The organism is Paenibacillus xylanexedens (genome assembly GCF_007680605.1).
GTDB classification, from domain to species: domain Bacteria; phylum Bacillota; class Bacilli; order Paenibacillales; family Paenibacillaceae; genus Paenibacillus; species Paenibacillus xylanexedens_B.
In genome coordinates this window covers 69,171-80,324 of the sequence record NZ_VEIO01000005.1, presented here as the reverse complement: position 1 = coordinate 80,324, position 11,154 = coordinate 69,171, and the positions used below count along the sequence as shown (strand labels likewise).

At 51.9% G+C, this 11,154-nt stretch carries 9 protein-coding genes; 1 reads left to right on the top strand and 8 read right to left on the bottom strand.

What is annotated here, in order from left to right; all coding sequences use genetic code 11:
* Nucleotides 1-36: 36 nt before the first annotated feature.
* Nucleotides 37-1,716 carry a PucR family transcriptional regulator gene (locus FS818_RS21015; RefSeq protein ID WP_222128832.1) on the top strand — a complete coding sequence of 560 codons (1,680 nt, stop codon included), beginning with the start codon at nucleotides 37-39 and terminating at the stop codon, nucleotides 1,714-1,716.
* A 103-nt stretch (nucleotides 1,717-1,819) separates the two neighbouring features.
* Here the strand turns inward: FS818_RS21015 and FS818_RS21010 are convergent, their stop codons facing one another.
* From FS818_RS21010 to FS818_RS20975, 8 genes are all read right to left on the bottom strand, one after another.
* Nucleotides 1,820-2,047 (bottom strand): hypothetical protein, encoded by a 228-nt coding sequence (locus FS818_RS21010; RefSeq protein WP_145334381.1) that lies wholly within the window; start codon nucleotides 2,045-2,047, stop codon nucleotides 1,820-1,822.
* A complete protein-coding gene (hydA, locus tag FS818_RS21005) occupies nucleotides 2,047-3,492 on the bottom strand; it encodes a dihydropyrimidinase (protein WP_145334379.1) in 1,446 nt (481 codons plus the stop codon). Before hydA ends, FS818_RS21010 begins: the two co-directional genes overlap by 1 nt.
* On the bottom strand, nucleotides 3,489-4,784 hold the full coding sequence (gene preA / locus FS818_RS21000) for an NAD-dependent dihydropyrimidine dehydrogenase subunit PreA (protein ID WP_145334378.1): 1,296 nt from the start codon (nucleotides 4,782-4,784) through the stop codon (nucleotides 3,489-3,491). Before preA ends, hydA begins: the two co-directional genes overlap by 4 nt.
* A 41-nt stretch (nucleotides 4,785-4,825) precedes the next feature.
* Entirely contained in the window at nucleotides 4,826-6,193 is a 1,368-nt protein-coding gene (locus FS818_RS20995) for an NAD(P)-dependent oxidoreductase (RefSeq protein ID WP_145334629.1), read from the bottom strand.
* A gap of 107 nt (nucleotides 6,194-6,300) precedes the next feature.
* Complete coding sequence (locus FS818_RS20990) at nucleotides 6,301-7,182, bottom strand: nitrilase-related carbon-nitrogen hydrolase (RefSeq protein ID WP_145334376.1); 882 nt, start codon at nucleotides 7,180-7,182, stop codon at nucleotides 6,301-6,303.
* Between the two features lie 4 nt (nucleotides 7,183-7,186).
* Nucleotides 7,187-8,461: a M20 family metallo-hydrolase gene (locus FS818_RS20985; protein WP_145334374.1), complete on the bottom strand. Its 1,275-nt coding sequence runs from the start codon at nucleotides 8,459-8,461 to the stop codon at nucleotides 7,187-7,189.
* Nucleotides 8,462-8,484: 23 nt separating this feature from the next.
* Nucleotides 8,485-9,873 (bottom strand): aspartate aminotransferase family protein, encoded by a 1,389-nt coding sequence (locus tag FS818_RS20980; protein ID WP_145334372.1) that lies wholly within the window; start codon nucleotides 9,871-9,873, stop codon nucleotides 8,485-8,487.
* Between the two features lie 70 nt (nucleotides 9,874-9,943).
* Nucleotides 9,944-11,008 (bottom strand): ABC transporter substrate-binding protein, encoded by a 1,065-nt coding sequence (locus FS818_RS20975; protein ID WP_145334370.1) that lies wholly within the window; start codon nucleotides 11,006-11,008, stop codon nucleotides 9,944-9,946.
* Between the last annotated feature and the right edge of the window lie 146 nt (nucleotides 11,009-11,154).

The window sequence follows — 11,154 nt, the reverse complement described above, 5'->3', positions numbered from 1 at the left end:
GTGGGGGAGACCACGCTTCATATCCAAATTAGAGACATGCTGAAACGTCCAGTGTTTCGCAAAGCCGAGTACCTTGCCAGTCAGCGTGCGTTGGAGCGTTATGTACGCTGGGTACATATTATGGAGGTTCCTGAGATTGGGGGCTTGCTGAGCGGCGGAGAACTGGTACTGACGACAGGGATCGGCTGGCCCGAAGGCAAGACGCATGGTCTGTCTTTTCTGCAACAATTGATTGCCTGCGGCGCCGCAGGGTTATGCATTGAACTCGGGGAACATACACGATCACAGCTTGAGGTGATGAAACAAATAGCCGCGTCAGCGGATTTCCCGCTAATCTGGTTTCATGAACAAGTCCGGTATATCGATATTACACAGGATTTGCATTTTGCCCTGATTCGCAGCCATCAGCGTATGGTCGCGGAACTGGATCAGCTCACCACCTCCTTTCATCAGCTGCTTTTGAATGGGGATGGCGTTCAGCCGCTACTGCGTCTGCTGTCACGCAATACCGGGTATGCTGTCGCCTTATATCCGCTGGAAGGTGAAGCGACGGCCATTCCTCATGTCCCACGTGAGCAACTGGAGAAGCGGAGACAGCAGTGGTGGGATCAGCGTGAATCGATGGATCACGCTACCCTTGACCGTTATACAGTGAACCCTTCAACTGTAGAGGTATCAGACCCTTTTTCAGGTCGGCTCACCATGAATCCAATCAGCATCCCTGTCCAGGCACTGGAGTATACCTTTGCTGATCTTATCCTTTTCCCTCAGAAACACACCGACCCTGAACCTCCCGCTCCAGCTCTGCCGTACCCATCCGACGAGTACGTTTTTCATGCGCTGGAGCGATGTGCCGCTGCCATAGCCCAGGATTGGATGCGTACCCAGTACATGGAGGAAAAACGGCGGTATAAAGAAGATATGTGGGTCATTGACTGGTTAAACGGACATCACTCCGCCAAAGAAATTCATGAATATCTTGCATCCGTAAATCCGGCTCTCTGCACAGGACAGGCCGCAGTTGTTTTATTCGACAGCAGTCCTACGCAACACGACAGTCTCAGACTGCAAAAGATACTAATTCAGCGTAATATCGTTGCCCGCTCCGTATTTGTCCGTGAAGGCTTCACCCTCTACAGCACGGTACTTAACCTCCAGATCATTCTCATTGTCATTGACCCGCAGGCCGAAACGCTGCGTAAACCTAATCTTTGGTCCTGCATTCAGCAGCTTCGACAGCATGAGCAAGAGCAAACTCACCAGCTCTTCTCCGGTCTGTATGGTATCGGTCAGAACTATTCCGAATACCCACGCCTGCGAGAAAGTCTTGAATCGGCTAAGGAGACGCTGCGTATCCAGAAAGATATCGGAGTAATGGAGCAGCCCTTCTACAGCAACCTGCACTGTTACCGCATCATCGCCAGTATGAAACAGAGCGGTAACCTGAATGATTTTATTACAGAATACCTTGGGCCACTGATTCGGTATGATTCAGAGAAGGGTGGTCAGCTGCTCCTCACACTCAAACACTACCTTTCGCTTTGCTGCTCCAAACAAGAGACGGCGAGTGCGCTGTTTATCGTCAGACAAACGTTGTACCATCGTTTGGACAAAATTGAATCCCTTTTGGGAAAAGACTACCTTCTACCCGAGAAACGGGTTGCGATGGAACTCGCCCTCTATGCCTACGAGTATGAGCATGGACCGCTTATATAGAACGTAGACACGTTAATATAGAATTTAAAGTAGAGTTTGCCTGTAGCATAGACTATTTTTTTAGATGATCTTTAAAAGTTGCCTCATCGTAACCTACATTTCATTATGCACTACGTTGTTCCTGCAGTTGACGTATGAGTATGTGGCTGAACCACTTCCGGCCCGAGGCTGTCCCCACATACTGCTCCACATCTTCTCCCGGAAGATCAGGATGTGCCCATGTCACATGAGCCCCCTCCAGATGCTCCCGAACGGAACAGATTCGATACCCCTGTGCAGCCAATCGCTCAATAGCCTGCTTCTCCACTTCAAATGCCTCGTGCTCCGACATCAGTTCCGCCCCCCATGAACCGCAGTCACCGGTTGCCTCGATGGAATCGGTGCTCCTGCATCATACTTATGACGCTTTACATATTTTCCTGCCCCTGCATTGCCCACATACTTCCGATCCCGTATCACATATTCTCCGCGACAGAACACGGTCACTGGACACCCCCGCACCTGCATGCCTTCGAACGCGCTGTAATCTACGTTCATATGATGTGTTTCCGCCGAAATCACCCTAGTTACGGAAGGATCAAAAATAACAATATCCGCATCCGTCCCCACCGCAAGGGTTCCCTTCTGTGGAAATAATCCGAATAATTTGCTTGCCCTGGTCGAGCACAAGTCAACCCATTGATTAAGCGATATCCGGCCTTTGGCTACGCCTTCCGAATATAGAATACTCAGCCGATCCTCGATGACGGGCCCTCCGTTTGGAATTTTGCTGAAATCATCCTTGCCGAGATCCTTCTGCCCTTTAAAATTAAACGAACAATGATCCGAGCCAATGGTCTGTAGTTGTCCGCTTTGCAGTGCATTCCATAGCGCTTCCTGATGCCCCTTCTCCCTAAGTGGAGGCGACCAGACATATTTGGCACCCTCAAAGTCCGGCTGATCCATTATGGACTGATCCAGTGTCAGATATTGCGGACATGTCTCTCCCCAGATTCGGTACCCCATCTCACGCATACGCGCGATCTGTTCCACCGCTTCGGCACAAGTAACATGCACCACATACAGCTGCGAATCCGCCAGAGCGGCCAAACGGGCCGCACGTCCGGTTGCTTCTCCCTCCAGCATGGAGGGACGGGTCAGCGCATGATGAATCGGTGCTGTGCGACCATCAGCGAGCGCCTGCTTCACAAGCAGGTCAATGACATCTCCATTCTCGGCATGCACCATCACAAGCGCACCGTAATCTTTGGCTTTTTGCAACGTCTGAAAAAGGATCCCATCATCGGCCTGAAACTGGTTTTTGTATGCCATGAACACCTTGAAGGACGATACGCCCTCCTCTTCGATCATCTGCGGCAGTTCTTCCAGAACCTGCTCGTTCATCTCGCCAATCATCAGGTGAAATCCGTAGTCAATGACTGCTTTCCCCTCGGCTTTACGATGCCATTCTTGCAGGGATTCGGATAATGGACGGCCTTTCTGAGTCAGGCAAAAGTCAATGATGGTTGTGGTGCCGCCAAAAGCCGCAGCCGTTGTGCCCGTAGCAAAATCATCTGCTGTGACCGTGCCGCCAAACGGCATGTCGAGATGGGTATGGGGATCGATTCCGCCAGGTATGACATAACAGCCTGCTGCATCAAGCACTTCTGTCTGATCATCGGTGCTTAACCCGATACCGATCTGTGCAATTTTTCCCGATATGATCAATAGATCGGCCTCAAAGGTATCCGATGCCGTCACCAAAATACCACCGCGAATCAGTGTACGCGTACTCATGAGATCGCCTCCTTGGCTGATGGATTATGAATGGATTGCAGCAGGGAAATCGCCGACTGACGTTCATTCCAGGTAACAGGCTCTTGCTCTGGTGCAAGCTCGATCATCTCGATCGCACCGTCCACCGGGCAGACGATGGAACACAGGTTACATCCGACACAATCCTCCTCTACCACTTCAAGATAAGCACCGGACGGATCGGTTAACATGTCAATACATTGATGTGACGTGTCTTCACAGGCAATATGGCACTTGTTGCAATTGATACATACATCCCGATTAATTCGGGCAACCACCTTGTAGTTGAGATCCAGATTACCCCAATCCGAGTATCTCGGCACGGTCTGACCGACCAGTTCAGCTACACTCTGAAGTCCTTTTTCATCCAAATAATCACTAAGCCCTTCGATCATGTCTTCCACGATGCGGAATCCATGGTGCATCGCCGCCGTACATATCTGTACTCCCGTCGCACCCATTAGCAAAAATTCTGCCGTATCACGCCAGTCGGAAATGCCGCCGATGCCCGAAATCGGCACACCAACTTCGGGATGTCGTGCACACTCTGCTACCATGTTAAGCGCGATGGGTTTTACAGCCGGGCCACAGTATCCACCGTGCGCTCCCTTGCCGCCTACATGCGGCACGGTGTTCCAGGAGTCCAGATCAACGCCAGCGAGAGAATTGATTGTATTAATCAGGGAAATTGCATCCGCACCGCCCCTTACAGCCGCCCGGGCTGTCGCGGTTATATCTGTAATATTGGGTGTCAGCTTTACGATAACCGGTGTGGTAGCCACCTCTTTCACCCACATCGTCTGCAGCTCGACAAGATCAGGCTGTTGGCCTGAAGCAGCGCCCATGCCTCGTTCCGCCATACCGTGGGGACATCCAAAGTTCAGCTCCAAACCATCGACGCCAACGGCCTCGACCTTTTTAACAATTTCATGCCACTTCTCCCGCTTTGGTTCCACCATTAAAGATGCTACGACGGAGCGGTCAGGGAAACGTTTCTTCGTCTCGGCAATCTCGCGCAGATTGACCTCCAGTGGACGATCCGAAATCAGCTCAATATTGTTAAAACCCGCCACACGCTGACCGCCAAAATGTACTGCCGCAAAACGGGAGGAGGTGTTAATAATCGGCTCGCCGAGTGTCTTCCACACCGCGCCACCCCAGCCCGCTTCAAACGCACGCTGTACCTGGTATCCTGTATTTGTTGGCGGCGCCGAGGCGAGCCAGAACGGATTAGGTGACCGGATGCCCGCCAGATTAATCGATAAGTCAGCCATATCGAATCCTCCTTGATGTGATTTTGAGGTACAATGCTCCCTTACGCGCTCTCTTCCGAGCGACCAGGCAACATCTTCATGATCGTGGCAGCGACTAATTTGCCCTGTTGTGCCGCTGAAACAACCATGGCCTCTCCTTGACCCTGACCAAAAATGACGTCTCCTGCCGCATACACCTGAGGATGCGAGGTACGGTACGTATGCGCCTCGACTTCTACCACACCTCCATGATGCTTCAGTTCAAACGCCTCAATAAGTGGTAGCAAACGATTCTGTCCAATCGCCCGAATCACCGTGTCACATTCGATAATAAAGGATGAATTCTCTACCGCCACAGGCATCGCACGTCCGCCGCCGGGCGGGGTTACGAGCTCCATTTTCACACATTCTACCGCTCGAACCCTGCCATTCTCGTCTCCAAGAATACGCTTTGGCATCGTAAACCAACGAAATTCCACGCCCTCTTGCTTGGCAAACGTGTACTCAAAGGCATAGGCCGTCATCTGCTGCTCTCCGCGCCGATACAACATCTGTACTTGCTCCGCACCCAGGCGCACCGAACAAGTCGCTGCATCTACTGCCGTATTACCTGCGCCAATTACGGCTACATTCAGACCATGTAACGCTGGCGGTACACCCTGTTTGGTCGATTCCACAAGTTCAATCGCGTCATAAACGCCTTCCAGCGTTTCCCCTTCAATGCCCAGCATCGGGACTGCTCCCATACCACATGCCAGGATGACAGCCTCATGCTGCTCCAGCAACTCGGGTGCCGCTACGTCTACGCCAACCCGTACACCGTAACGAATCTTTACTCCTAGCGATTCTACCTGCTCGACCTCCCATAACGGGATCGACTCCGGCAAACGAAATGATACGATGCCATAGGTATTCAGTCCGCCGCCCTTGGCTTTGGCTTCATAGATGGTCACGTCATATCCTGCACGGCCCAATTCGCGTGCGGCTGATAGCCCCGCCGGCCCGGCTCCGACAATAGCCACACTTCTTCCATTCGCAGGTGCTGCATGAAACAGCGGTTCGTTCCTCTCCCTTGCCCAGTCAGTGGCATAGCGCTGAAGATCGCCAATACGAATCGGCTTGGACGAGTCGTTCAGCACACACGCCCCCTCACATAACTCTTCCGTAGGACAAACGCGTGCGCAGCTGGCGCCAAGCGGGTTCGCATCCATGATCGTGCGGGCCGACCCTTTGAGATGGCCTGTTGCTATTTTTTTGATAAAAGAAGGGATATTGATATCGGTCGGGCACGCCTTAATACAAGGGGCATCGTAACAATACAGACAGCGGTTGGATTCCTCCATCGCTTCCTTATTGGTCATGGTTGGTTTCATCTCGCTAAAACGAGTCTCCCATCCGTAATCGGACCACACGGTTTCAGAACGGTTCATCATAAGTACGCACCTCCCGAAGATTAACGACTATTGCCAACCTATCCATTGATATGCCAGACACATGCCAAGCCTATGCCTCATGCAGCACACGCCCTAAATTCGAACTACAGACTCACCAGATGTTCATACGTCTCCGGTCTGCGATCCCGGTAAAACTGCCACACATTACGCACCTCACGGATCAACTCCGTATCCATCTCGCCAACGACTACTTCATCCTGATCCCGGCTTCCCACGGCTACCATGCGCCCCCGCGGATCAACGAGATACGATTGTCCATAAAATTCGCCCATGTTCCATGGCGCCTCCACGCCCACACGGTTGATTGCCGCTACATAATAACCGTTGGCTACCGCATGGGCCGGCTGTTCCAGCTTCCATAGATACTCCGAGGTGCCCGCCACCGTGGCGGACGGATTAAAAACAATTTCTGCCCCTGCCAGCCCAAGCAGACGTGCCCCTTCAGGAAAATGACGATCATAGCAGATATACACGCCCACTTTGGCGTAAGCCGTATCAAATACCGGATAACCGAGGTTGCCGGGTTTAAAATAATACTTTTCCCAAAAGCCGTTTGTGCCCTCTCCCGCCTCGACATGCGGAATATGATGTTTGCGGTATTTGCCCAGATACGTTCCATCCGCATCAATCACTGCCGCCGTATTGTAATAAGAAGCTATGCCCTCCACTTCATACACGGGTAGAACCAGGACAACGGCAAGCTCCTTCGCCAGCTCCTGAAAACGCCGGGTCGTCGGCCCTTCGGGAACCTGCTCCGCGGAGGCATACCATTTGGGCGTTTGTTCCGTACAAAAGTAAGGCCCGTAAAACACCTCCTGCAATCCAATGATCTTGGCCCCTCGTGCTGCCGCCTCGCGCACAAGTGTAATATGCTTCTGAATGGCTGCCTCCTTATGCACTTCAACAGGAGCCGATCCTTCGATTTCATGGGAAGCCTGAATCAAACCGATGCTGATTTTCGCCATAACGTTATCCCGCCTCCTTTGTTGGATTACCGGTGCACATCTTGCGAATGGTGCGATAGAGCATCTCCGTACCTAACGCGATATCCTCCGGGGAGGAGTATTCACTGGGATGATGACTGATACCGTCCTTGCTGCGGACAAAAATCATGCCATAATCGCACACATAAGATAATGCGAGCGCATCATGGAACGGGCCACTCATCAATTCGGGCATCACCACCCCCAACTCTTCCGCGGAAGAGCGAATGACAGTCATGATGGACTCGGCACAATAACGCGGTTCACTGTTGGTATCCTCCGTGACGGTATAGGTCAGACCATATCGGGAGCTAACTTCATCCAGCAATGTCATCAAACGGGCCTCCAGCCGATTACGCCGCTCCATCTCCATATCACGCAAATCCACGGTAAAGCTCACTTCTTCCGGAATAATATTCCTTGAATCCGGAAATACCCTCAGACTTCCTACCGTACCGACAGTGGGCGCTCCCGGTTCTTCACGGACCATATCATCAAAGGCCGCAATCACTTTGGCACTTCCTACAAGTGCATCATGACGCATCCCCATCGGCACAGAGCCTGCATGCCCGGCCATCCCTTTCATGCTCACCGTGAGCCAGAGCGGACCAGAGATACCTGTTACCAGACCGATCTGGGCGTCCATAGCCTCAAGTACGGGCCCCTGCTCAATATGTAGCTCCAGATAACTGCCAATGGAACCGGGAGGATATACCGCCGCCGCGAATTCGGATGTCAAACATCCGAAGGATGCCAATGCCTCCCGGCGAGTCACGCCGTTTTTATCCTGACGTTCCAGCTCTCCTTCCTCCAACTGGTTTGTGATACCTCGTGAACCAAATAAACCTTTGTTAAACCGTGATCCCTCTTCATCGCAAAAAGCAATCACCTCAATCGGCATGCGTGGCTGTACGCCTTGTTCAATCAGGCACTGTACGGCCTCCAGCGCACCGAGTACACCGATCGCACCGTCATAACGTCCTCCATACGGCTGGGAGTCGATATGTGAACCGACCATCAGGATCGGTCTGGTTGCATCTGTTCCTTCCAGACGGCCGATCAGATTGCCAAATGCATCCATTCGTGTCACAAGGCCTGCCTCCTCCATCCAGAACCTGACCTGGTTGATGCCCTCCATGTCCTCTGGAGTAAGGGCAAGCCTGCATACCCCTGTATCTCCGATCTTGCCGATCTCAGCTAACTGTCCAATATGCTCATTCAGCCGAAGCTGATTAATGGATAACCCGGTTATGGTCTGCATCCTTCCTCTCCTCCTGTCACGCATTAAATCAACTCATGCCTACCCTCATCCAGACTGCGAAGTGCAGTAAACAAATGACTTACGATAAGGTCCAGTTCTTCCTCTGTGGTGACAAAGGGCGGCGATAGGGTCAAAATGTTCGCAAAACCCGGAACGGTGTCTCCATTTTTGCCGATCAGAATGCCTTCCCGTTTACAATGAGCCAGCACCTTCGTGACGTTCTCTGTTGTCGCCGGTGAGCCGTCAGGCTCAATCATCTCGATGCCGCAGGCGAAACCGAATAGACGGATATCCCCTACGGAAGGAAGTTCAAGTAGTGGTGATATTTTCTCTCCAAGCAGTTGCCCCAGTTCCGCAGCCCGGCTGACCAGTTGTTCCCTTTCCAAAATCTCCAGATTCGCCAGCGCAACCCGGCAGGATACCGGATTGCCGCCAAACGTATTCACATGGCGAAAGTGGTTATCCGTTCCGGGTTCACGAAACGATTCATACAAGTCGGCTCTTATCGCCGTGGCGGATAAGGGTGCGTAGGCACTCGTCATGCCTTTAGCCATTGTGACGATGTCCGGCTCCACACCATAGTTCTGGTGACCGAACTTCTGCCCGGAGCGACCGAAACCGCAGATCACCTCGTCTACGATGAACAGCACGCCATACCGCTGGCAGATGTCCTGTACCCTGCGCATATACTCTGGCGGAGGAACAATCATGCCGCCGCCGGTAATCACCGGCTCCATAATTACGCCAGCAACCGTCTCCGCGCCTTCCCATTGAATGACTTCCTCATAGATGGCGGCACATTCAAGCCCGCAGCTATCTTTGCTTTTTCCAAACGGACAGCGGTAACAGTACGGCGGAGGAACATGGGAGAAGCCTACACCCAGCGGCTCGTACTTGATCTTGCGTGCAGCCTGCCCCGTGGCGCCCAGTGCCCCCATTGAGTTACCGTGATACGCACGGTGACGCGATATGAATTTGTGACGGGTAGGCTCTCCGTTCTGATGGTGGAACTGACGGGCTATTTTGAAAGCCACCTCATTGGCATCCGAACCGGAGTTGGAGAAAAAGATCCGATACTCTCCCTCCAGCCATTCATTCAGCTTCTCCGCCAGTAAAATCGCCGGTTCATGGCTCTGCGTCATCGGGATATAGGCGAGAGTTTTCATCTGATCGTAGGCACGTTTGGCAATCTCCTCACGTCCGTGCCCTACATTGACGCACCATAAACCCGACATGGCATCGAGGTAACGTTTACCCTCCTGATCCGTAATCCAGCTACCCTCGCCGCTAACGGCAATCAACGGATGATCGTTATGCGGTGAGATATGGTGCCAGACGTATTTACGATCCTTCTCCAGCCACTCTTCCTTCGTACCGCCCAGACGTTGTGATTGCTGATCTACAGAACTCATCCATCATGCCCCCTCTCCTTATGTGATGCGTACAGCAACGTTCCAACGTCACGCCCAGCCGGGTTATTTCTTATTTCACAGCCTCTTCATATATGCTCTTCTCCAGTGCTTCATCCAGATGGGCTGCTTTCTTGATCAGTCCATATTTCAATGCAATATCTGCCGTACGGGTAAACGATTCATCGACAAAACTTCCCACCTGTTTCTCGGTAAACCCTTCCGGACGAATCAACTTGGCAATCTCTTCGAGCATCGTTACTTGATGTTCACGAGTCGTACTGCCCTCCGTCACATTATTCATCACAATGTCCACCGTCTCATCCTGATGATCGATCGCATAGTTCCAGCCTTTCAGGATGGCTCGGGTTACTTTTACCGCCAATTCGTGGTTATTATCCACCCAGTCCTTCTTGGCAATCAGCGTATCCTCCAGCATGCCGACTCCCGCATCCTCAATGTTGAACACGTCCAGATCGGATTCTTTTGTGCCGCTCTCCAGTACAACGTGATATTCGTTATAAATCGTGGCTGTCGCCACATCCACCTGATCATTGAAAAACTGATCCATCGTAAAGCCCTGTTTCACCAGTTCGATGTCTTTTTTCGGATCAAGGCCGTTCTTTTCCATAAAAGCAAGCACCTGAAATTGCTGACTTCCAAACCAGGTACTCACCTTTTTGCCTTTCATCTGTGCCGGATCGGTAATACCCGCGGACTTCTTCGCAATCAAGCGGTAGCTGCTCTTCTGTGAAATCTGGGCAAGTGAAACGAGAGGGAGACCGTTATCCCGGCTGACCAGCAAGCTGTCCACTCCCGTAATTCCTACATCGGCTGCCCCATTAACGACCTGTTGCTCAATAACGATATCCGGACCTCCTGGAATAATCTCCGCATCAATGCCTTCTTCTGCAAAAAAACCTTGTTCCTTCGCGGCATATATTCCGGCAAACTGTGCTTGCGGTACCCATTTAAGCTGAATCTTCACTTTAGTTAATGGTTGCTCCGCCGTTCCTGAACCACCCGAGCTTGCAGCGGCTGGCTGCGCCGTCGGTTCGCTTTTTGCAGAACATGCTGCCAGCACCAGCACCACACACAAAAACAACATCCCCAAACCCGGCTTCAACGTTTTGTACATGTACAGAACAACCCCCTATTTATATATCGATTTTGTAAACGGTTCGCGAAACGGAAAGCGAATCTTCAGCTAGAATACAAAGCATTCAGAATTGTATGGAAGAATTGTATGGAGGGATAATCGAATCCTTATTTATGTGCTCTCTT

What these genes read in the sequence shown, in the direction of transcription:
- FS818_RS21015 (WP_222128832.1), top strand. Translation starts at nt 37, where the DNA reads ATGCTGAAACGTCCAGTGTTTCGCAAAGCCGAGTACCTTGCCAGTCAG.
- FS818_RS21010 (WP_145334381.1), bottom strand. Translation starts at nt 2,047, where the DNA reads ATGTCGGAGCACGAGGCATTTGAAGTGGAGAAGCAGGCTATTGAGCGA.
- hydA (WP_145334379.1), bottom strand. Translation starts at nt 3,492, where the DNA reads ATGAGTACGCGTACACTGATTCGCGGTGGTATTTTGGTGACGGCATCG.
- preA (WP_145334378.1), bottom strand. Translation starts at nt 4,784, where the DNA reads ATGGCTGACTTATCGATTAATCTGGCGGGCATCCGGTCACCTAATCCG.
- FS818_RS20995 (WP_145334629.1), bottom strand. Translation starts at nt 6,193, where the DNA reads ATGAACCGTTCTGAAACCGTGTGGTCCGATTACGGATGGGAGACTCGT.
- FS818_RS20990 (WP_145334376.1), bottom strand. Translation starts at nt 7,182, where the DNA reads ATGGCGAAAATCAGCATCGGTTTGATTCAGGCTTCCCATGAAATCGAA.
- FS818_RS20985 (WP_145334374.1), bottom strand. Translation starts at nt 8,461, where the DNA reads ATGCAGACCATAACCGGGTTATCCATTAATCAGCTTCGGCTGAATGAG.
- FS818_RS20980 (WP_145334372.1), bottom strand. Translation starts at nt 9,873, where the DNA reads ATGAGTTCTGTAGATCAGCAATCACAACGTCTGGGCGGTACGAAGGAA.
- FS818_RS20975 (WP_145334370.1), bottom strand. Translation starts at nt 11,008, where the DNA reads ATGTACAAAACGTTGAAGCCGGGTTTGGGGATGTTGTTTTTGTGTGTG.